The organism is Actinomyces sp. oral taxon 171 str. F0337 (assembly GCF_005696555.1).
GTDB classification, from domain to species: domain Bacteria; phylum Actinomycetota; class Actinomycetes; order Actinomycetales; family Actinomycetaceae; genus Actinomyces; species Actinomyces oris_E.
Window position 1 is genome coordinate 2,834,133 of record NZ_CP040005.1, and the last position, 22,290, is coordinate 2,856,422.

Annotated in this window: 18 protein-coding genes and 1 pseudogene; 15 read left to right on the forward strand and 4 right to left on the reverse strand. The window is 66.5% G+C overall.

Annotation, left to right across the window (positions count from 1 at the left end; genetic code table 11):
* Positions 1 to 47: 47 nt before the first annotated feature.
* Complete coding sequence (locus FBF36_RS12075) at positions 48 to 719, reverse strand: metal-dependent transcriptional regulator (protein WP_009394004.1); 672 nt, start codon at positions 717 to 719, stop codon at positions 48 to 50.
* A gap of 294 nt (positions 720 to 1,013) precedes the next feature.
* Complete coding sequence (locus FBF36_RS12080; protein WP_009394005.1) at positions 1,014 to 2,336, reverse strand: MFS transporter; 1,323 nt, start codon at positions 2,334 to 2,336, stop codon at positions 1,014 to 1,016.
* Between the two features lie 598 nt (positions 2,337 to 2,934).
* On the opposite strand from FBF36_RS12080, the gene FBF36_RS12085 reads away from it, so the two are divergent.
* The 8 genes and pseudogenes from FBF36_RS12085 (at position 2,935) to FBF36_RS12120 (ending at position 10,123) form a co-directional block, all read left to right on the forward strand.
* Entirely contained in the window at positions 2,935 to 5,718 is a 2,784-nt protein-coding gene (locus tag FBF36_RS12085) for a PrsW family glutamic-type intramembrane protease (RefSeq protein WP_225792371.1), read from the forward strand.
* Positions 5,719 to 5,736: 18 nt separating this feature from the next.
* On the forward strand, positions 5,737 to 6,300 hold the full coding sequence (locus tag FBF36_RS12090) for a DUF6301 family protein (protein WP_050792631.1): 564 nt from the start codon (positions 5,737 to 5,739) through the stop codon (positions 6,298 to 6,300).
* Between the two features lie 196 nt (positions 6,301 to 6,496).
* Complete coding sequence (locus FBF36_RS12095; RefSeq protein ID WP_138137625.1) at positions 6,497 to 6,946, forward strand: DUF6301 family protein; 450 nt, start codon at positions 6,497 to 6,499, stop codon at positions 6,944 to 6,946.
* 19 nt (positions 6,947 to 6,965) lie between these two features.
* The gene (locus FBF36_RS12100) at positions 6,966 to 7,523 is read left to right on the forward strand and encodes a DUF6301 family protein (protein WP_138137627.1); all 558 of its coding nucleotides are present in this window, start codon (positions 6,966 to 6,968) and stop codon (positions 7,521 to 7,523) included.
* A gap of 182 nt (positions 7,524 to 7,705) precedes the next feature.
* Positions 7,706 to 7,960: pseudogene (locus FBF36_RS12105) on the forward strand (hypothetical protein); the annotation flags it as partial.
* Between the two features lie 132 nt (positions 7,961 to 8,092).
* Entirely contained in the window at positions 8,093 to 8,629 is a 537-nt protein-coding gene (locus FBF36_RS12110; protein ID WP_009394396.1) for a DUF6301 family protein, read from the forward strand.
* A 413-nt stretch (positions 8,630 to 9,042) separates the two neighbouring features.
* Positions 9,043 to 9,468 carry a hypothetical protein gene (locus FBF36_RS12115; RefSeq protein ID WP_009394399.1) on the forward strand — a complete coding sequence of 142 codons (426 nt, stop codon included), beginning with the start codon at positions 9,043 to 9,045 and terminating at the stop codon, positions 9,466 to 9,468.
* A gap of 31 nt (positions 9,469 to 9,499) precedes the next feature.
* The gene (locus tag FBF36_RS12120; protein ID WP_009394402.1) at positions 9,500 to 10,123 is read left to right on the forward strand and encodes a hypothetical protein; all 624 of its coding nucleotides are present in this window, start codon (positions 9,500 to 9,502) and stop codon (positions 10,121 to 10,123) included.
* A gap of 338 nt (positions 10,124 to 10,461) precedes the next feature.
* Here the strand turns inward: FBF36_RS12120 and FBF36_RS12125 are convergent, their stop codons facing one another.
* Positions 10,462 to 11,985: an NCS2 family permease gene (locus FBF36_RS12125; RefSeq protein WP_009394431.1), complete on the reverse strand. Its 1,524-nt coding sequence runs from the start codon at positions 11,983 to 11,985 to the stop codon at positions 10,462 to 10,464.
* Between the two features lie 94 nt (positions 11,986 to 12,079).
* Here FBF36_RS12125 and FBF36_RS12130 point away from each other — a divergent pair, with 94 nt between their 5' ends.
* Complete coding sequence (locus tag FBF36_RS12130; protein ID WP_192574975.1) at positions 12,080 to 17,071, forward strand: DEAD/DEAH box helicase; 4,992 nt, start codon at positions 12,080 to 12,082, stop codon at positions 17,069 to 17,071.
* 67 nt (positions 17,072 to 17,138) lie between these two features.
* Positions 17,139 to 17,975 carry a uracil-DNA glycosylase gene (locus FBF36_RS12135; RefSeq protein ID WP_138137631.1) on the forward strand — a complete coding sequence of 279 codons (837 nt, stop codon included), beginning with the start codon at positions 17,139 to 17,141 and terminating at the stop codon, positions 17,973 to 17,975.
* Positions 17,976 to 17,998: 23 nt separating this feature from the next.
* Here FBF36_RS12135 and FBF36_RS12140 read toward each other — a convergent pair whose 3' ends face one another.
* Entirely contained in the window at positions 17,999 to 19,735 is a 1,737-nt protein-coding gene (locus FBF36_RS12140; RefSeq protein WP_138137633.1) for a DUF3027 domain-containing protein, read from the reverse strand.
* A 182-nt stretch (positions 19,736 to 19,917) separates the two neighbouring features.
* Between FBF36_RS12140 and FBF36_RS12145 the strand changes: the two genes are divergently transcribed.
* From FBF36_RS12145 to FBF36_RS12165, 5 genes are all read left to right on the forward strand, one after another.
* Positions 19,918 to 20,319: a MarR family winged helix-turn-helix transcriptional regulator gene (locus FBF36_RS12145; RefSeq protein ID WP_225792372.1), complete on the forward strand. Its 402-nt coding sequence runs from the start codon at positions 19,918 to 19,920 to the stop codon at positions 20,317 to 20,319.
* Positions 20,320 to 20,410: 91 nt separating this feature from the next.
* Positions 20,411 to 21,022: a DsbA family protein gene (locus tag FBF36_RS12150; protein ID WP_034490751.1), complete on the forward strand. Its 612-nt coding sequence runs from the start codon at positions 20,411 to 20,413 to the stop codon at positions 21,020 to 21,022.
* On the forward strand, positions 21,019 to 21,492 hold the full coding sequence (locus FBF36_RS12155) for a nucleoside deaminase (RefSeq protein ID WP_009393142.1): 474 nt from the start codon (positions 21,019 to 21,021) through the stop codon (positions 21,490 to 21,492). Before FBF36_RS12150 ends, FBF36_RS12155 begins: the two co-directional genes overlap by 4 nt.
* Before the next feature lie 20 nt (positions 21,493 to 21,512).
* Entirely contained in the window at positions 21,513 to 21,833 is a 321-nt protein-coding gene (locus FBF36_RS12160) for a DMT family transporter (RefSeq protein WP_009393143.1), read from the forward strand.
* A gap of 34 nt (positions 21,834 to 21,867) precedes the next feature.
* Positions 21,868 to 22,254, forward strand: a complete 387-nt coding sequence (locus tag FBF36_RS12165; RefSeq protein ID WP_225792373.1) for a DMT family transporter — start codon at positions 21,868 to 21,870, stop codon at positions 22,252 to 22,254.
* Positions 22,255 to 22,290 lie beyond the last annotated feature (36 nt).

The window sequence follows — 22,290 nt, forward strand, 5'->3', positions numbered from 1 at the left end:
TTTCAGGTTTTCTTGAGAGTTCTGGCAGGGAGGCTGAGCGCCGTCGCTCAGCGCCGGACGAAGAGGTGTCGGGCGACGTCGTCGCCCAGGACGACGGGGTCACCGGAGGACCCGACGAGCCGCACCCCGCCGGCGCTGACACGCAGCTCCACCTCGGCTCCGGCGACGATCTCCGCGTCCTCGAGGCCGGCGATGATCTCCGCATCGGCCTGGATCGGCTCCCCGATGCGGCTGATGACAGCCGTGACGGTCTCACGGCCGGCGAAGCGGTCCGCGCTGACCTCATCGGCAGAGGGTCGCGGGTGCTCCGCGGTCCGCGGCGGGACAGGGTTGCCGAAGGGGTCGGTGGAGACGTCGTCGAGGATGACGGCGAGGCGCTCCTCGACCTGCTCGCTCATGACGTGCTCCCAGCGGCAGGCCTCCTCGTGGACGAATCGGCGCTCGATGCCGATGACGTCCAGCAGCAGCCTTTCAGCGAGCCGGTGCTTGCGGATCACGTCGGTGGCGCGTCTGCGTCCCTCATCAGTGAGCTCGAGGGAGCGGTCATCGGCGACCTTGATGAGGCCGTCACGCTCCATGCGCGCCACCGTCTGGGAGACCGTGGGGCCCGAGTGGTCGAGACGCTCGACGATGCGGGCGCGCAGCGGCGGAACGCCGTCCTCCTCAAGCTCATAGACGGTCTTGAGGTACATCTCGGTGGTGTCGATCAGCTCGGTCATGGGGGTGGGCTCCTGCTTGAGGTGGGTTACCGCGGCTATTCGATGCCTTCGGAAGGGCTCGCTCACCGAACCGCGTTCCTTGACAGGATAGGCGGCATCCTGTGATGTGGGCCAGCACCACCTGAAAGCGCGCCGATCCTCGGCTGGGGAGTCCTCCCCAGTGTCTCGGAGATGCGCCACGGGTAGCGTACGTATTACTCGCTCGGCGGCATGTGCGGCCCGGTCAAGCGGTAGTTGAGTGACATGAGCCGGCGTCGGTCGGTGCTAGTCGACATCAGTCAGCGTCAGTCAGCGTCAGCCGTCGCCACGGGTCCCCGGTTGCCGGGTCTGCGGCGGCTTCGGTGCAGACCTGAGGTAGGGGCGGGTGGAGGAGTAGTGCAGGGACAGGTTCCAGTGCCTGTAGCTCCAGGCGGCGGCCACCAGCGCAGTGAGGACAGCGCTCAGGCCGCCGACCGCGATCGCGATACGCGGCCCCCAGGCGTCGGCCACCCAGCCGATGAGCGGGGCGCCGACCGGCGTCGACCCCAGGAAGAACATCATGTAGATGCTGAGGACCCGCCCACGCATGGACGGCTCGGTGGTCATCTGAACGGTCTGGTTGGCGCTGGTCAGGAGGGTGAGCACGCACAGGCCCACCGGGATGGTCATGACCATGAAGGTCGGGTAGGTGGGCATGACGGCCAGCAGGAGGGTGAACACTCCCAGGGCGAGGGCCGCCACCACGACGGTTCGGGGGCGGGGGTTGCGGCGCCTGGCCGCCCACAGGGCCCCGGAGAGGGAGCCGACGGCAAAGACTGAGGAGACGGTGCCGTAGGCGTCGGACTCCAGGTGGAAGACGGTGCGCACCATCGCGGCCATGGTGACCTGGAAGTTGAGGGTGAGCATGGAGACAACGGCGACCACCGCGATGATGACGACGAGGTCCGTACGGCCGCGCAGGTAGGCCAGGCCCTCGCGGAGCTGGCCGGCGCCGCGGCGGGCGCGGGGCATGTCCACGAGCTCGCTCACGCGCATGGCGGCCAGCGCCGCGGCCGGGAAGACGAAGGTGGCGGCGTTGACGGCGAAGACCCAGCCCGCGCCGACCCAGGTGATGACGACGCCGGCGAGGGCCGGCCCCAGAAGGCGGGCGGCGTTGAAGGAGGCGGAGTTGAGGCCCACCGCGTTGGACAGGTGCTCGGCGGGCACCATCCGGGCCACGAAGGTCTGGCGGGCGGGGGCGTCGTAGGCGGCGGCGACACCCGTGAGGAAGGCGGCCAGGTAGACGTGCCACAGGCGGGCGGTACCGGCCAGGACGTCGACGGCGAGGACGGCGGAGACCAGCCCCATGGCGCTCTGGGTGAGGATGAGGAACTTGCGCTGGTCGACCCGGTCGGCGACGAGGCCGGCGTGCGCGGACAGCAGCAGCATGGGGAGGAACTGCAGAGCCGTGGTCAGACCGGTGGCGGAGGCGGAGTCGTCGGTGAGGACGCGCAGCACCAGCCAGTCCTGAGCCACGCGCTGCATCCAGGTTCCGGTGTTGGCCACGAGGGCGGACAGGAACCAGATCCGGTAGTTGTGGAATCTCAAGGAGGCGAAGAGGCCACCACCGGGGCGGCGCAGTGAGGTCGTGCGAGTCATGTCCTGAAGTGGTGAAGACGTGGGGCGGGTTGACGAGTGTCAGGGGTGGTGCCGGACGGTGCCGCCCAGGCGACGAACGCCCCGTCTGAGAAGGGTAGCCCTAGGGGCGTCAACGATTCCCTGTGGTGGGCACTACCCCTGACGACGGCGAAGGAAACGGGATTGCGGGAAAACCGCCCCTCTTCCAACCGGTTGATAACAAACTGGTCACACCACTGACCGTCGCGTGAGAGAGGGGTCGGCGTTGAACGATAACGGCCAGGGATACGTGCCGGTCTCGCGCGGCCAGGGGCCAGAGCAGGAGCGATGGCCCCGGGGACAGCATGCGGCTCCGGAGTGGCCACGACAGGGACGGCATGCGGCACCGGCGCCGCCCAGCGGGAGCGTCCCCGCCGAGGAGGGACCTGCCGCTCTTGGGGCGCCAAGGCCGGTCCCGCCGGCCGCACCGGGCGGCACCTCCCCGTACCCGTCTGTTCCGGGTGGACTCACGGCAGAACCTCCGGTGGGAGCCGCGGAGGCCGGCCGGTCCGCCGCCCCAGCGCCTGGGGAGCAGGGTCCTGGTGGCCATGGCCATGCGTCGGATGCGTCGTACGGGATCATGCCGAGCTCCAGCGGCACCTATACGGGCCACCCGTCCGGGCCGGCGACAGCGCCCGGCTACGGTCGGGTGGCGCCGTCGGGAGGTGTTCCGGCCGACGCCGTACCTCCCGCCCCTGCGGCGGCCCCGGCGTCATCGGGGCAGTACGGGCTGATGCCCGCACCAGTGACGGCGACGAGACCTGAGCAGTCGGTGGCGGGGGCAGGGCCCGTGCCGGTTGCCGCGCCGGCGTCTTCTTCCACTGATCGTTCGGCCGCGTCCTCGTTGAACCTGAACGGGGCACCGGTGCGCCTGGAGTGGTGGGAACGCCTGGGCGGCTTCCTTCTGCAGTTCCGGGCCTTCCGCATCCTGATGCGGGTCCGGATGGTGCTGACCTGGGTGAGCCTGCTGATCGTGGCGGCGACGCTGGCCGTATCGCCAGTGGCCCGGACGGTGCTGGGCGCCTGGATCGGCTGCTTCTGGATCGTGGCGGTCTGCTTCTGGCTGGCGCGGGGCAAGACCGTCTCCTGGGGCATGAGCTCGGGTTTCTTCGCCCTGTCCATGCCGTGGGCCGGGGCTGTTGGGTGGCTCTCCTTCCAGGTCGCCGCCGCGGCGGGAGTACCGGTGGACCATGCGGCCTCGCAGGTCGTGATCGCCGGCGTCGTCGAGGAGCTGGCCAAGCTCGCCCCCATCTGTCTGGTGGCGGTCATCGCCCCAGGGCGGGTGCGCCGGCTGCTCATTCAGGACTGGCTCGTCCTGGGGGTCGCCTGCGGGGCGGGCTTCATGGCGGTCGAGGAGGTCGCCCGGCGCCTGACGTACGTCCTCGGAAACACCCCGGGGTTGCAGCTGTCCAAGGCGATATGTCCCGAGGACCCAGAGGGAATCATCGAGTGCATACACGCTCATACCTTCAGCCTTTGGCCGTTCTCCGACGCGTTCCCCGGCCCAGTGACCTATGCGGGGCACGCCATTGTCACCGGCCTGGTGGCCGTGAGCATCGGCTTGGCGCGGCACCTGTGGTGGCGCGCCAGGCACCATTACCCCGCCTTCGGGGTCGCCCTGCGCTGCGCAGCCCTGGGCCTGCCGCTGGGCGTGCTGTGGGTGGCGATCGTCGACCACATGGCGACAAACTCCAGATCCTTCAACATCAGCTGGACCTCGGACGAGCCTGTCATTAAGGCTTGGGGCGCTACCAAGGGTGAGCCTCCCTGGCCGATCATCGGGACCACGAGCAGCATGGCTGGTTCTGGTCAGGGCCGGGGCTGGCTGCTCCTGGTGATGCTCGTCGTCGCGGTCCTCCTGGATGCCCGGGTGATGCGCCTGGGCGGCTACGCGCGCACGCTCGCCGAGCCGGGTGGCGGGCCGGGCGCGCCCCAGGGCACGCCTGGTGGCGTTGTGGGCAGGTGGGGCGCCGACGTCGTCGAGGCGGCAGCCGCCGCCAGGGCCAGGGCCCACAGGCTCAGGCTCGCCCTGACTCAGGCGGCCACCGCCCGCCGACCCCGCCTGTTCCTGCAGGCCTGGGCCGAGCATCGCATCGCCCGCGACCTGGCCGCACGACGAGCACTCGACGCCGGCCCCCACCGCTGGGCCACCTCGGCCCTGGCCGCAGCGGCGGCCCTGGCAGGAGCCTGGATCATCTACACCGTCGTGCCGCCTGCGGTGAGCGAGCTCGACCAGCGTCTGAACGGGCTGCCCACCCTCTGGTTCGCCGGCATCCTGGATATGCTCGGACAGGTCTGGGAGTCCATGAGCCCCATTGAGAAGGCCGCCCTGGTCCTCATCGGCGCCATCGCCGTCTTCCTGTCCGGGGGTAGCCTTGGCCTGGCCTTCAGCGTGGGACTCGGGATCGCCTCTGCCCTGGACGCCGCCCGCCCCTCCGCCCAGCTCATGCGCGACCCCCAGGGCACCACCGGCCACTACCTGGACACCCATAACGACCTCCAAGTCATCACCGACACCGGCATGGCCGCCATGGCCGTCTTCCCCGGAGGCAAAGCCCTGCGCGGCGCCGGCTACGCCGCCAAAACCGCACGCACTCTCGCCCGAGAAGAAGCCGCCGTGCGCAAGCTCCCGAAGTGGAACCCGCTGAGCAGCCCCCGAGCTTCCGAGATTCAGTACCTGTTCGACTATCGGGCACGACGAAAAGCAGACCACTACGCGGCTACCAGGGCGTTAAGACGCCAACTCCCCGAGGGTCACACCATAAAGCAATACCAATCAGACACCTACGAAGGTACAATCCTCGAATTAGAGCAGCAAGGTTACGACCTGGAAACCACTGAAAAACTACGACAAATCGCCAAAGAACGTCTTGACGCTCGAAGAGACTGGTATGCCGCAACGACGCGCGCCGGGGAGATCGGAGGTGAAGAATATCTTAAGTCGCAGGGTTACCGCATACCTGACGAGTTCCTCTCGACGAACGTTCCAGTGAACAACGGCACCGCTCCCAGCGGATGGCTAGACGGAATGGCGATCAGCTCGAACGGTGATGAAGTTGTCATCAGCGAGTACAAGGGCGGGACGAGTCGCCTCAGCTCAACTCTGCGGCAGACAATCTATGAAGGCACAGCCAGGCAGGGCACCCCTGCTTATACTAGGGATCGCATGCTGAGCGATCCTCGTTTCGCGCAGTACTTCCATGATCATCCTGACGTGTGGGAGGGAGTCAAGAGCGGCCAAACCAGGTTGACAATCAAGGTCATGAGAACCAAGACCCCAGAGCTGACTAGGATCACTGAGCAGCCCTTCACCTTGACACCCGAGGTGATCCGACACCTGCAGCAAAACATCGATAAGTTCTAGTCTGATGACAGGAGAAGCATGAGCACCCCACCGAGTATTCTGGACTACAGCCGGTATGCCGGCACCCCTTTCTACGCATACACCACCGAGCAGATGGTCACCATCGTGAGAACCTGGGCCGAGCACGCCTGGCCCATCACCCTCGCTGAGGCCTTCGCAATCCGCGACCAGTGCGGTTGGATCCCCGCCCCTGGCGACGGCACCTTATTCAGCACCCAGGTGAGCAATGGGGAGTTGGACGGAGCTATCACGAAAGATATTAAGAACGGCAACCTAGTAGGCACCATCAACTCCAGAATGACCACCAGAGCCCCTATCGAGCTAAAGTCGTCACAGATATCCACCATCACACAGTCCATATACACAAACTATCGAAGCTCACTATCGGCGCTATACGGCCCGCCCGAAGACGACACCTACAGCACCGGGCCATATTCTACATGGACGCTGCATAGTAATGCGTCGATAACCCTCTACTCTGTCGCGACTTTTATTAAAATTAAAATCTGCTCTCCCGTCGAAACAGAAAGTGAAGCGTTATGGAAATACTACGAGAACGAGTACGGCCCCGACATCCCCTAATCATCACCGGACACACGCATATGACCCCAACCCTCATGACCAACTCACGCTGACTGGTTTTAGTGCAACACCTCTGTGAGGTGACAGCACCATGTCATAATGCCACACTGAGGAGACTACGGTGAACAGTGCGATAGCAATTCGAGACTACAGTAGATCGGTTGGCACTACGTTTTATGCTTACCATCCAGATCAGATGGCAGCTATCATCAAAGCGTGGACGGAGGCCCCTTGGCCTTTGACCATGCAGGAGGCTTTCACATTACGGGACCAGTGCGGATGGACCGCCTCTCCCGGCTGCTACTCCTCTTTCTGCACTCCAGTCAGCGACGGAGAGCCCGACGGTCATATCCTCGTTAACTATGGCGACCAAAGCCTTACTTCAGGTGTTGACGTCATGGTCACCACACGTGCCCAGCTTAGATTCGAGGAGAGAACAACAGCGATAACGGGCTCAATCTACAGAGAGTACCTGAGTGCATTCTTATCACTTTACGGGCGCCCTAAGGAGGAATACGAGGAAACTGGCCTGTATGTGGACTGGATTCTTCAGAACGGCTCCTCCGTCTTTCTTTCACCGGGAAGTACTTTCATCGAGGTGTACGTCCGATCACCAGAAGCAACCGTGGACGCAATACTTAACTGATGGCCGATAGGAGGCCTGTATGGACAACCTCTCCGCAACGAGCAGCAACAGAAGTTTTATGGATCTCGAAGTCTCCGCGTACTCCACCGACGACTTAACCGCTTTGGTGAAGGTCTGGGCCGCACAACCCTGGCCCATCAGCAGGGAGAAAGCCCTCACTCTTTGTAGTCAATGCGACTGGGTGGTCATGCTGGGGCAAGATGAGGTGTTCGGCACCCCTCTCCCTTACGGGAGTACCGACAACGGGACCATCCGATTCGATTCACTGAATCCAACCATAATATCTGGCGTCGATGTGGAACTCACCCCCCGTGTTCCCGATGAACTAATATCAAGCACGACTCCTGTCGTCAATAGAATCTACACTGACTATCTGAACGCCATATCAAAACTGTACGGAAAGCCCGACATCTTCAACAATGAAGCCGGCCAGTGTTGCACTTGGACACTTCCACATCATGCTTCGCTAGCCCTCATCCTCAATCAAACATACCTCAAGATGCGCATCCACTCTCCCGAGCAGACAGAAAGAATCTTGCAGGCCATTCATTGCCTCGCAGACCATCGGCGCAACTGAAAGCAGTCCGCGCAATTCATGCACTTGATTATCTGATTCGGCGACAATGCACCTCATTCACTGCAACCAAGTCCTATAGCGAGACATATTGTGAAATTTAACAAACCCATGCATCCCACACTCGACGACCAACAGTGGGTGCTTGAACTATGAAATTTAACTCATCACCAAACAGTGTTCCCGACACCCACATGCACACCACCGCTACCATGTTCACACCCAACATCATCGGGGCCCTGCCCCGTAAGGAACACCCGCTCAACCGCACCCCAGAGCCCTACACCTACATCCCAGGTTGGAAGATGTTCTTCGCCTCCGACTCACCCCACTACCAGTGCGCCACCCAGCTGGCCACCAACATCGCCACTGTGGGCAACGGCGCCATCTTCACCTTCGGCACCCCCGACACCTACCCCACCATCCTCAACCAATGGTGAACCCCCAAGCAGCATGCGAGGCCCCGAGGTACGGCCAGTTAGTAATACTCCCAAACGGAACAGACACCCGGCCTGGCCTTGGTCGCCAGTCTAAGGCCATCCGGACACATCACCTCCAACAGGTACGAAGCCATGAAGGACCCCCGGACCAACAGTGACCCCGAATTCCGAATCTACCCAGTGGAACAAGGAGTGGCGATCATCCGAGCCATCGCCGAGCACAGGTGGCCCATGCATCTCACCGAGGCCTTCTCCCTGCGAGACCAGTTCGGATGGAGGCCTGCGCCCGACGACGGAACCATCTTCACCACCCCAGTCAGCAGCGGCGACGAAGACGGCTTCATCGGCATAGATGTCGAAAACAAAAACCTAGTCGCTAAAGTTAGATTCAGATTGAGTTCTCGACTCCCACAAGATGCTCCACCCGAGATACAGGCTACGATTCAGAATACCTACGCCTCTTACATCAGTGCATTCAACTCGATGTACGGAGCCGGGGACTCAGAGTCCGACCAGGACGTGGCAATCACGCAGTGGTACCTGCCCTCTCGAGCAAGCGTAGCCATCGCAGCCACCAGGCGATTTCTGTCCACAACCATCGAATCCCCTGCTACGACGGACCTTGCCGAAGCACAGCAGCGCTACTTCGATGAAGGCGGAGAGATGTAACGACCTTCCCCAGAGCACCCGCCCACATGGCAGGAGAATCACGAACACCCTGACAAGCATTCTGGACTACAGCCGATATGCCGACACTCCTTTCTACGCATACACCACCGAGCAGATGATCACTACCATGAGAACCCGGACCGAGCGACTATAGTCCACCAGCAGGGTTGGACACCTTTACTCCTTGAGGATTACTCAAGGGATGCATGTGGATACGGGGCTTATGCACAGCACCCATCGAAGGTGATGCGAACTGCACAGTTGCCAGCGCCGACTAGCCCTATGAATAAGCCTCAGCGACCAACACTCCCGAAACTGCGACATACCTAGGAAACAGAGCAAGAAAAGCCCTCATCCCAAATATCACCTTGACTGTTTACACAATTCTATGACATCTTGACACGAGAAAAACCATGAGTGTTAGCTTCTTATTTCCAGAACTTAGCGCAACGGGGACGATAATAGACGGAAATAATTTCCTTCTCGAGTCCAACAAAAGATGGCCTGGGAGCAGGGTCCTGAGATGGAGAGAGTATGAGCGCGATACTGACGTCGACATCATCATCAACCCCGAGGACATGGCAGTCACCGTCAGTCATTTTCGCGACAATAAGCTTATCTCCGCTGATGGCGCATTAGATTTTGAGGAGGCTACCGATATCGCTGCCTGGGTTCGCTCACTGAACCCCAACCCGAATCTGGTGCTGTGGTTCACTACCAGCGTCTTCGACGGACACACCATCCTCACCCCCGGCATCACACCTCAACAGGTCATCGACCAGTGGGTCGACCACACAGAGCACGACCCCTACATCGAGTACCCCCAGTACTTCCACTAAAGGAGCGACAACCATGGGGTGGCACCTACACATGAGACGACGAGCGCTCGATGCCCCAGTATCAGAGGGACGCCGGGTCTGGGAGTGGATCCAACAGATCAGGCCCCTACACCCCTCCCTAGGCCTGTGGCGCCCCACCGCCGACAGCCCCCAAGAGGCCGAACAGGGCCCACCCATCACCCAGGACTACCTCCTCCAGTACATCCACGACGCTCAAACCACCTCCCGCTACCCACACTTCAGCCTCGCCCCAGCCTTCTCCGGACAGATCAACCAGGGCAACAAGCTCGAACTGAGCTTCAATAAACCCAGCCCCGGCAACGCCGGCATCGGTCTGATGACCGGAGAGGCGCTCGGGTCTGCACTGGACGCCAGTGAGGACCTGGCCGACACCCTCATGCACACCACCGCAAGTGTATTCACCCCCAACATCATTGGAGGCCTGTCGAGAAGCGACCACCCCATCAAGAACCTCAACAGAGATAAGCCGTACCCCTTTTTCTACGTTCCGGGCTGGAAGATGTTCTTCGCCTCCGACTCACCCCACTACCAACGCGCCACCCAGCTGGCCACCCGAACCGTTCCCGTGGCCAACGGCGCCATCTTCACCTTCGGCACCCCCGACACCTACCCCACCATCCTCAACCAATGGTGAACACCCAACCACCGCGCGCGGCCCGGCTCAGTTATTGAGCAGAACCACTGTCTCCGCCCTTCGTCGGCGCCCCGAGGTACGCGAAGACGCCCCGGTACCGGGGCGCGAGGCACAGGTGAAGAGGAGCGGAAAGTCGTCCGCAGAAACAGGAGTGTCCACATCTGCAGCAAAGGGGACTCAACGCCACTCACCTCACCAGCAGGAACCGCGGAATCATGCGGTTTTCTTGCGAAGGAGCGAGGCCGTTCGCAGCCTTTGCTGCAGATATGGACACTTACACCATCAGCGCCCAATGAGGAGCCGCCTCCGGCGCTCCCGCCGGAGGCAGTCGGCCCTCGTCAGGAGACGCCGAGGATCGCCTTGATCGGGGCGAGGGTGAAGTAGACGACGAACATCGCGCAGGCCACCCACATGAGCGGGTGGATCCTCCGCGCCCGTCCCTGAGCCACCTCAATGACCAGGTAGGCCACGAAGCCGGCCCCGATCCCGTTGGTGATCGAGTAGGAGAAGGGCATCATGATGATGGTCAGGAAGGCCGGCAGGGCGATCTCCGGGGACTTCCAGTCGATGTCGGTCACCTGCATCATCATGAGGAAACCGACCACCACGAGCGCCGGGGTGGCCGCCTCGTAGGGGACCATCTTGACCACCGGGGCGAAGAACATGGACAGGGCGAACATGCAGCCGGTGACCACGGAGGCCAGACCCGTGCGGGCCCCCTCCCCCACACCCGCGGCGGACTCCACGTAGGAGGTGTTGGAGGAGACGCCCCCGACACCACCGGCGATGGCGGCCAGGGAGTCGACGACGAGGATCTCGCGCGTCTTGGGCGGGTTGCCGTGCTCGTCGAGCAGGTCACCCTCGGCACCGATGGCGACCATGGTGCCCATCGTGTCAAAGAAGTCGGCCAGCAGCAGGGAGAAGACCAGGAGGATCACCGAGACGATACCGACCTTGTGAACACTGCCCAGCAGGCTGAAGTGGCCCAGCGTCGACAGGCTCGGCAGGTCCACCGGAAGGCCGTCCAGACGCGGCTCGGACAGGGACCACCCGGTGAGGTTGTCGGGGCCGGGCATCGTCTCGTCGTTGTAGGGGCCCAGGTGGGCGACGGCGTCGATGACAATGGCCAGGAGCGTGGCCGAGGCGATGCCGATGAGGATGGCGCCACGGACCTTGCGCACGTGGAGCACCACCATGAGGAAGAGCCCGAAGAGGAAGACGAGGACCGGCCAGCCCTGAAGGGACCCTCCCAGCCCCAGCTCCAGAGGGGTGCCGCCGCGGCGCACCATCTTGGCGTCCACCAGGCCGATGAGCGCGATGAACAGGCCGATACCCACCGAGATCGCGGTCTTGAGCTGGTCCGGGACGGCCTTGAAGACGGCCTCCCGGAAGCCGGTCAGCACCAGGACGAGGATGATGACACCCTCGATGACGATAAGGCCCATGGCGTCGGCGTACGTCATGCCCTGAGTGCCCACGAGGGTGTAGGCGACCATCGCGTTGATCCCCAGGCCCGCGGCCAGGGCCATCGGGTAGTTGGCGACGATCCCCATGAGGATCGTCATGACCGCGGCGACGAAGGCGGTGCCGGCGGCGAGCTGGGCCTCGGATCCCGGAGGGCTCGCCTTGGACAGGATCGCGGGGTTGAGGACGAGGATGTAGCTCATCGAGAAGAAGGTGACGATGCCGCCACGGATCTCCCGGGAAATGGTCGAACCGCGTTCAGTGATGTGGAAGAACCGATCCAGCCGGGATGCGCTGCTGGGAGTGGACGAAGATGAGGTCTTCGTCGGGGTACGTGTGCTCACGGCGGCATTCTTCCAGATCATCACGCGCTGAGCGAAACTGAGCGATGCCGTCATCGTTCCCGCCAGCGCTCGCCCCGTCGCTCAAGCCCCGGAATGACCGTCACACCCTCGTGGAAGGATGGTCGGTGAGACCGGACGGGAGGAGGTGATGGCAGTGACCGAGACAGCAAGGGACCCGGCTGCCGCTGCGGGACCGCATGAGCCGGGCTGGGCGGGATTCTCCTCGGCCACCCGCACCTGGTTCCTCGACGCCTTCCCCACCGGCCCCACCCCTGTGCAGGAGCGGGCCTGGGCCGCGATCGGTCGGGGTGAGAACGCCCTGGTCATCGCCCCCACCGGCTCTGGCAAGACGCTCGCATCCTTCCTGTCCGCCATCGACCGCCTGGGACGGGAGCCGGCCGCGGAGGAGCAGGGGACCGAGGCGGCGTCAGGGCGAGCGCCGGCCGAGGCCGACGGCGTGCGGGTCCTCTACGTCTCTCCGCTCAAGGCGCTGGGAGCTGACGTCGAACGCAACCTGCGCCGGCCGCTGGCGGGAATCTCCGCCGTCGGCCCCACCCGTCCGATCTCGGTGGGCGTGCGCTCGGGGGACACGCCCGCGCGGGAGCGTCGTCGGCTGCGCAGCCATCCGCCCAGCATCCTCATCACGACGCCGGAGTCGCTCTACCTCATGCTCACCAGTGCCGCGCGAGAAACACTGCGGACGGTGGAGACGGTCATCGTCGACGAGATCCACTCCTTCGCCGGTTCCAAGCGCGGCACGCACCTGGCCGTGTCCCTGGAACGCCTCGATGACCTCCTGGGGCGCCCGGCGCAGCGAATCGGCCTGTCCGCCACCGTCTCGCCCCCTGAGGAGGTCGCCCGCTTCCTCGGAGGGCCGCACCCGGTGACGATCATCTCCGACGACGGCCGGGCGACGCCGCAGGTCACAGTGTCCGTGCCGGTGGAGAACATAGCCCGCATCCCGGCGATCTCGGACCGCCGCACCCGGATGGAACGGGCCCTGGCAGCCCCCACGAGCGCGGGCGGCGGCCGCGGCTCCCGGCCCTCCGGGCTCGGGCGGGCGGGGTCCTCGCAGGCATGGCGCTCCGATAAAGCGCTGGGCCGAGCCATGGCGGCGGGGCGGGCTGACGAGCCCGGTGCGGGGGTGCCCGTCCGGGTGTCGGCCTCGATCTGGCCGCACCTGGAGAAGGCGATCCTCGACCAGATCCTGGCCCACCGCACGACGCTGGTCTTCGTCAACTCCCGGGGCGCCTGCGAGCGGCTCACCGCACACCTCAACGAGGCCTACGCCGCACGTCTCGGGGCGGCGGCGCCGACGCCGCAGGTGCCGGTTCACCGGGAGTCCTGGGAGATGGGAACCGGTTCGCACACCGAGCCCCTGGCGGCGGGCGCCCCGGTGATCGCCAAGGCCCACCACGGGTCGGTCTCCAAGGAGCAGCGTCTGGGCGTGGAGCGGGAGCTGGCCGCGGGTGAGCTCAGGTGCGTGGTGGCCACGGCCTCGCTCGAGCTCGGCATCGACATCGGTTCGGTCGACCTCGTGCTCCAGGTGGCGCCGCCCCCTTCGGTCGCGGCGGGCCTGCAGCGGGTGGGGCGCGCTGACCACCGGGTGGGTGGGCGGCCGCGCGGCGTCATCTACCCCGTGGAGCGCACTCACCTGGTGGACGCCGTCGTCGCCGCCGAGGGGATGCGTGCCGGGGCGATCGAGCGCACGGAGCTGGTGTCCAACGCCCTGGACGTGCTGGCCCAGCAGACGGTCGCCGCGGTGAGTGTGGCGGAGGGGCTGACGGCTGACGCCTGGTTCGCCACCGTCACGCAGGCGGCCCCCTACTCCTCGCTGCCGCGCTCGGCCTTCGAGTCGGTCCTGGAGCTGCTGGCCGGTGGCTTCGCCTCGGCGGACCTGGCGGACTTCTCGCCACGGATCGTGTGGGACCGCGCCACCGGTGAGCTCAGTGCCCGGCCCAGCACGCAGCGGCTGGCGGTGGCATCCTCGGGCACGATCCCGGACCGGGGGATGTTCCCCGTCGTCCTGCCCGAGGGGGCGCAGGATCCCGGGCGGCGGCGGGTCGGGGAGCTCGACGAGGAGATGGTGCACGAGTCCAGCCCGGGCGATGTCATCACGCTGGGGACGTCGAGCTGGCGGATCCGCCAGATCACGGGGGACCGCGTCGTCGTCGACCCGGCCGAGGGACGCAGCGCCCGCCTGCCGTTCTGGAAGGGCGAGGGGCTGGGGAGACCTGCGGCCACCGGGCTCGCCAAGGGCGTCTTCCTGCGTCAGGCTCAGGCCTCCTTGCCGTCGGAGGCGGGAGCCGGGGAGTCGGAGGGCGAGCGGGCGCTGCGGAGCCGGCTCACGGAGGCGGGGCTGGATGATCATGCCCGCAGCAACCTGCTGGCGCTGCTGCGCGAGCAGTACCGAGCCACCGGCACCCTGCCGACGGACGAGACCCTGGTCCTGGAGCGCTATGAGGACGAGTCCGGCAGCTGGCGGATCATCATCCACAGCACGCTGGGTCGGTGCGTTCACGAGCCCTGGGCGATGGCGATCCGGGAGCGAGTGCACCAGCTCCTGGGGGTGCGCCCGCAGACCATCGTGGCCGACGACGGCATCGTCCTGCAGATCCCACCGGTTGAGGGCGGCCTCCCGGGGGCCGGGCTCATCACCTTCGACGCCGCGGAGATCTCCTCCCTGGTGCGCAGCCGGATCGAGACAACGGCACTGTTCGCGGCCCGGTTCCGCGAGTGCGCCGCTCGAGCCCTGCTCATGCCCACCACCCGCCCGGGGCACCGCACGCCGTTGTGGCTGCAGCGGGTCAAAGCCGGACAGCTGCTCGAGGCCTCCCGCCAGTTCCAGGACTTCCCCGTCAGCGTGGAGGCGGCGCGCGAGTGCCTCCAGCAGTACTACGACCTGCCCGCGCTCACCGACCTCATGGAGCGTCTCGCCTCCGGCCGGGTACGCGTCGTCGAGGCCGTCACCAGTGAGCCGTCGCCCTTCGCCCACCCGCTGCTGTTCGGGTACGCGAGCACCCTGATCTACCAGGAGGACCTGCCCCACGCCGAGCGCCGGGCCCAGCTGCTCTCCCTGGACCCCAAGGCGCTCGATGCCCTGCTGGGCGACGGCGGCGTCGCGGAGCTGCTCGACGACGAGGTCCTGGCCCAGGTGGAGGCCGAGCTCCAGCACCTGGCCCCCGGCCGGCGGGTGCGCGCCGACGCCGAGGGGGTCGCCGATCTTCTGCGTGAGCTGGGCCCGTTGAGTGCGGCCGAGTTGGCCGAGCGGTGCACCGACGTCAGCGGGCGGGATCCGGGGGAGGATACGCGAGGCGACGGCGCGGGCGGGGCCGGCGATGACGTCGAACGCGGGGACAAGCGCACGGTCGAACGGGCGCTTGCCGAGCTGGCCGGGGCCCGCCGAGCCACCGCGGTGCGGGTCGGCGGACGGGAGCTGTGGGCCCGGGTCGAGGACGCCCCGGATCTTCGGCTGGCCCTGGGAGTGGAGGTCCCCGACTGGGCGCTGGAGCGGGCCGGGGCCGGTGGTGCGGTCGAGCGGACGGCGTCGGCCCGCTCACCGCTGAACGACCTGCTTCTGCGCTACGCGCGCACCCATACGACCGTGACGCCGCAGCGCGTGGCACGAGCCTTCGGGCTGGGGGCGGCGGTGGCGGCGGGGGCCCTGGCCGAGCTGGCCGGGGCCGGCTCGCTCGTGGACCTGGGGGCCGCGGGGTGGATGGAGCCGGCGGTCCTGGCCCGGGTGCGCAACCGCTCCCTGGCCCGGGCGCGGGCCGCCGTCGCGCCGGTGCCGCCCGCGGCTCTCCAGCGTCTCGTGCTGGAGCGGGCGGGGCTGGATGAGCCGGGCGGCGGTGTTGATGCCCTAGCGGAGGCCCTGGCGGCACTGGAGGGCGTGTGGCTGCCGGCCGGCCTGTGGGAGTCGGTGGTGCTGCCCGCCAGGGTCGTCGACTACCGGCCGGCCATGCTCGATGAGCTCATCGCCTCCGGGGAGGTCGTCTGGCAGGCGCGGCCCATCGGCGATGCCGCATCCCGGTCCGGTCCCACCCGGGTGAGAACCGGGGCCGGCCACGTCCCCGCACCGGGAGAGATCGCCTTCTTCCCCACGGACTCCGCCCTGACACCGGTTGCCGGGAAGGCGATCGCGCCGGGTGAGCCGGAGGCGCCGGCGGACCGGGAGACGGGAGTCACCGAGGAGGCTCTCTGGCAGCTGGTTCGCGAAGGGGCCGCCACGGGCCGCTCCTTCGAGGCGGTGCGCCGGGCACTGGCGCCCGCCGCCGGGACGCGCACCTCCCCGTCTTCACGGCGGGTGCGCAGCCGCCGGGGCCGTCGCCTCATGATGGAGACGCCGCGCACCGGGGAGGTGACGGCAGCCGGACGGCTGTCCTCCGTTCTGGCCTCCACCTCCTGGGTGAGGCTGTCTTGCGCACCAGCCGGCGATGAGGAGCGGGCGATCACGGAGGTGGAGTCACTGCTGGACCGCTACGGGGTCGTCTGCCGCGACCTCGCCCTGGCCTTCAGCGGGGCGGGAGGGCTCGTGCCGCTCATGCCGGTGCTGCGACGCATGGAGGAGACCGGGGTGGTTCTGCGCGGCGGTTTCATTGAGGGCCTGGGGCCGGCGCAGTTCGCCGAACGGGAGAGCGTTGACCGGCTGCGGTCCCTCAGCCACGGCCCCGTCGGCACGACGGCGACACCGGTCGTGCTCGATCTCAAGGACCCGGCCTGTCTCGTCGGGCGCGGGGTGCCGTGGCCCGAACCGGTGCTGCCCACAGGCCTCGGCGAGCCGACCGGGGACCGCAGCGAGGAGACGAGTGGCCCGCCGGTCCGGCGCCAGGGGGCGAGCGTCGTCGTGCTGGGTGGCACCCCGGTGCTCTACGCCTCGGAGAACCTCAAGGTCCTCATCTCCTACACGTCCGAGCGCGAGGATCTGGTGCGCGCCCTAACCGCGCTGGCGGCCGACAGGCAGCGGATGTTTGCGCGCCAAGGGGCCGCGGCGGTCAGGCGCCGCACAGTGGTGGAGTCCCTCAACGGGGTCACCACGTTGGAGCCCACCGTGAGCGACCTCTTGCGTCAGGCCGGTTTCGTGCGCGACCCCAGGGGGATGCGGCTCGCCGTCAGCCCCTACGGGGCCGCTTGGCGATGAGCGGGCCGGCCCCTCGCCGGTGACAGAAGCCGGCCCATGGTGCGCTCCACGCGTCCACAATGAGGACATGGCCGATCCGCACCCCATCACCGGAGCGTTCTTCGATTCCCCGGTCCCTCCCGGGACCGGATGGCCCGATGATCCCGCCACCGCCACCACGCCCATGGCCCGATCGGCCTCCGACGTGGCGCACCTGGCCGGTGCATCGTCGGATCTGCCCGCGCTCGACGCCCGGATCACGGTGTGCCGTGCCTGCGACCGGCTCGTGGCCTGGCGTGAGGAGGTGGCCCGGACCGGCCGTCGCGCCTCCTTCGCCCATGAGCCGTACTGGGGGCGACCAGTGGCGAGCGTCGGGTCGGCGGATGCCCGCATCTACGTCGTCGGGCTGGCACCCGCGGCCAATGGGGCGAACCGCACCGGCCGCATGTTCACCGGCGACCGCTCCGGGGACTGGCTGTGGGCGGCCTTCCACCGGGCAGGCCTGGCGACGTCCCCCACCTCGACGGCGGCCGGTGACGGGCAGCGGCTCATCGGGGCGCGCATGGGCGCCGCCGTGCGCTGTGCCCCGCCCGCCAACAAGCCGACGACCGTCGAGCGCGCCACCTGCGCGCCGTGGCTCGCCCGCGAGATCGCCCTCATGCCTGAGGTCAAGGTGCTACTGGCGCTGGGCGGGATCGGTTGGGGCGCGGTGCTGCGGGTCACCCGGGAGGCCGGTTGGGTCATCCCCCGCCCGCAGCCGCGCTTCGGCCACGGGGCGACGGCGGAGCTGACCAGGCCCGACGGCAGGCCGGTGACGCTGCTCGGCAGCTACCACCCCAGCCAGCAGAACACGTTCACCGGTCGGCTCACCGAGGCGATGCTCGATGAGGTGCTGGCAGCCGCCAAGCGCCTCGCTGAGGCATGATGACGCGCTGCGGCTGCGCGGCGTCAGGAACGGTTGGGCAGGATGGCCTCGAGCTCGGCAAGGGTCCGTGGCGCCTGCTCCGCGGAGGCGCCGGCCTCAGCATTCTCGGTGTCGTCGGAGGCCGCCTCGTCCTGCGGCGCGTCGACCCCGAGGGCCAGCGACAGGCCGGCGACGGCGGCACGGGCCGAGGCGGCCCGTTCGCTGGGCGTGTCACTGGGCTCACCGCCGGCGGGGGCCGGTGAGGACGACTCCGCGGTCGCCGCGAGGGGTTCAGCGACGCTCGCGGCATCGGGGGCCGATGAGGCCGATGCCGTGGCGGTCGCCCTCTCAAGGTCTCCCAGGTCGAGCCCCACCAGGCGGCTACTGCGTTCCGCGGAGGCTTCCTCCGGCGAGTCGGCCGTGCGACGGCGGCGCGTCGAGGTGGCCGCTCGGCGGGAGCGCTTCGCAGCGGGCTTCTGCTCAGACGAGGCGGACTTCTTCCCGGGCTTCTTCCTGGACTCCGCCGCCGGCCGCTCCTCGGCCGCGGAAGTGGTGGCGTCCGCGCCAGAGGCGTTGCCCTCAGTCTCCTCGGCGTCCGGAGCGTCCGGGGTGTCAGCGCTGTCGGCTTCGTCAACGGGGCCGTCGGAGTCAGCGGTGGCCCGGTCTGCGTCGGCCGGGGCGTCGGCGTCCCGCGCGGAGGACTCCGCATCGGCTCCCCGACCGGGAGCGCCTGCCGCGTCCTCGGCGGGGGCGTCGTCGGTCTCACTGTCGACGTCGTCGGCCTGCTCGGCGGCGAGCTCGGCGATGCTGCGGCCCTCGCGCAGGTCGAGCCCGTTGGTGCTCAGCGGCACCATGAGGTGGTCGTCGACCCGTGAGGGGTTGATGGGCCACTCCGGGCCCTGGTCGGGCAGGTCGGTCTCGGAGTGAGCGCCGCAGCCATGGTCCAGGGAGACGACGCTGCCGTCGTCGGCGGCCCACTCGTTGGCGCACACGCCGAAGATGGCGCGCAGGGCACCGGCCATGGGTAGGAAGAAGCCGCAGGTGGAGCAGGTGGCGTGGGCCTTTCGGACGCCCTCGGCGTCGGGGCCGTGATCGCCGCCGTACCAGCGCTCGGCGGCGCTGGCGACGCCCTGGGCGCTCAGGACCCGGGGGCGGCCCAGGTCGAGCTGGTCCAGGGCGACGGCGTCGGCGTCCTCACCGGTGGCCTCCCACCCGGGCTCGAGGCGCTCGTCGGTCTCCTTGCGGGGCAGGCGGTCTGAGCGGGTGATGTCGCCGGGCTCGAGGCGGTCGGCCCACGGGACCCAGGCGGGCGCGAGGAGGGCCTCCTCACCGGGGAGGAGCGCCATCTCGCAGACGGTGGCGGTGCGGCTGCGCGGGACGCGGCTGAGGGTGACAGCCCAGCGCCAGCCGCGGTAGCCGCTCAGGGTGCAGTCGAACAGGTGAGTGACGAGGCGCTCGGCTTCGGGGGCGGCGGCCAGGTACTCGCCGACGGTGATGGGGTCGGTGATCTCCTCCAGAGCGTGGCGGGCGAGCTCGATGGCGGCCGGGGACGTGAGGGGCTTGTCCTTGGCGGCCTGGGCCTGCTGGCTGGGGGTCGGCAGGGCGCCGGCGCGAGGCACGGGGGCCGGCGTCGGAGAGGCCGAGGCCGCGCCCGGAGCCGGGCGTTCAAGGGTCGCCGTGGAGGTGCGCGCCCCGGTGGCGGCGCCCGCCGGAGAACCCGAGTCGGTCCCGGTCGCGGGCGCGCCTGCGGTGTTGGTGTGAGAGTCGATCGTGTCGGTCACCCGGCCAGTGTAGGGGAGGCTCCTGGAACTGCCCCGGCCCGCGCGGGTTGGCCTGGGCACACCTCATGCCGCCCTTGACGACGATGTCCGCTTACCCTAATCTACTTGCATGCACATGAATACATGTCGTCCATCCCAGAGAGGTGCCCACCTTGACTGAGCCGGGCGATTCATGGGCAACGGTGGTCGCAACAGTCGGACGAATCGAGACCTCACTCAACCTGTGGCTGTCTCAGCGTCACGGACTGGGGCTCACCGACTATCGAGCACTGGCACTCCTCAGCAGGGCGTCGGACCACGAGTTGCGGATCTCGGACCTAGCCGTCCGAGTCGGCCTTAATCAGAGCTCAACGACACGGCTCGTAGGAAGACTGGAGCTCAAAGGTCTCGTCACTCGCGACACGTGCCCCGAGGACGGCCGCGGCGTCTACGCAGTCATCACCAAGGCCGGCCTCGACCTTGCGCATGAGCTGGCCACGCCCTACAGCGAGAAGCTCGCCGGCCTGTTGACAACCCCACCCGCCATCAGAGCACCTGGCACTGCAGGTCGAGCTTTTCACACCATCGCAGACCTGACCCCCTAGCAGAAACCGCACCGTCAGCTCACACGACACACAAACCACCACCCAACACTCCACTACATGCATGTACATGCAACTAAGGAGGCTCGACATCATGAGCACCACTGTCGACGTATTCATTGACTACGTCTGCCCATTCTGTTTCCTGGTCGAACCCGCCCTCGAAGAACTGAGGCGAGACCGGGACGTGGAAGTCAATATTCGTCCACTCGAGCTGCGCCCCACCCCAGTTCCGACCCTCAGGCCGGAGGACGACTATCTACCGCGCATATGGAATGACATTGTCTATCCGATGGCCGACCGCGTCGGGATCCCCGTTCGCCTGCCGAGCGTGTCACCTCAGCCTCGCACTGAGAAAGCATTCCTCGTACTGCAGCTCGCGCACGAGCGCAATATCGCCGAAGCGTACTCTCATGCGATGTTCCAGGCGTTCTTTCAGGACGATCGCAACATCGGGGACGAGGAAGTCATTGTCGATATCGCCAGCTCCTTAGGCCTGGAGGAAACCTCCGTTCGAGAGGCCATAGCGAGCCCCGAACGCAGACGTCAGCATCAGGCGGACCTCGCCTATGCCACCGAAACCATGAGGATCACAGCCGTTCCCGGAATCATCATCGGCGGCACCCCACTTCAAGGCACCCCCAGTGCAACACGACTAAAAGAGACCGTGGACGCACTTGCAACTTCAAGGGGATGCGAGCTATGACGAACCACCTGGAACAGATAATGAGGCAGGCAGTCGTGCGATCAATCACCCACGTGGAGAGCGGAGGACTCCCTTTCGTAGGGGTCATCGTTGATGGGCAGCAGGTGATCTCCGAGTTCGGCGTCAATCGTGTCCAGGAAACGGGCGACCCAAGCGCTCACGCAGAGATCACGGCGATCCGCGATGCCCTTACATCAAGTGGGAGAACCGACTTGAGAGGCACCACCATCCTGGCAACAGGCGAACCGTGCGGCATGTGCTACCGACATGCCGTCAATGCCCGAATCGCCGATATCCGAGTCGCCGTCGACCGCGACCAAGTCGCTGAACTCGGCTTTGACTACCGGTACAGCTATCCAGCATTCGACATCACCGACTCACTGCGCAATACCCTCATGCGACCACTCCGCGTCTCCGGTGACACTGAACCGTTCATCCGATTTCTTGCCCTTCACAACATCCGAAACTGACATCTCAGAAAGGACCAGTCATGCAGTGGATCTACCTCACGATCGCCGTCATCTTCGAGGTCACGGTCGGTATCGCCGCCGGAAAAGCCCAAGGCTTCCGCAACATCCCTTGGACCATCGCAACCTTGATCAGCGGCGCCATCGCCACCTTCTTCCTCAGTCTCGCCCTCCTCACCTTTGATGTCGGCGTCGGCTACGCCCTGTGGACCTCACTTGCCGGCGTAGGGATCGTCATCTTCGGCGCAATCTTCCTCAAGCAGAAACTGACATGGAGAAAACTCCTCGGTATCGCCATCGTCATTATCGGAGTCGTCGGACTGAACCTTGCCGGAACCGTCTGACTCTTCATTCACATCACACCCGAAAGGAATGATCATGACAACAACCAATGACAACACCGTGCCCACCACCGGACGCAGCGCGGCAGGTCCGTGGTCCGCCCTGCTCCTCGCCGGAGCCTTCGAAGTTGGATACGCCCTGAGCGTCAACGGCAGTCAAGGATTCACTCACCTCGCCTGGTCCCTGGTCGCTCTCGTCTTCTTCCTCTGCACCCTGTTTTTCCTGAGCGTCGCGCTCAAACGAATCGATGTCGGCATTGGATACGCGGTCTGGGCTGGAATCGGCGCTGTCGGGTCTGCAGTGCTCGGCCCCGTCTTCTTCGATGAAACCTTCACAGCGGCCAAGGCCATCTGGCTCGCCGTCATCATCGCCGGGGTCGTCTGGCTCAAACTCGCCGACAGCACCAGGTTCAGCAACGACTAGCGCATTCGACGGGATGCTGCCTTCAGACGGTCACTA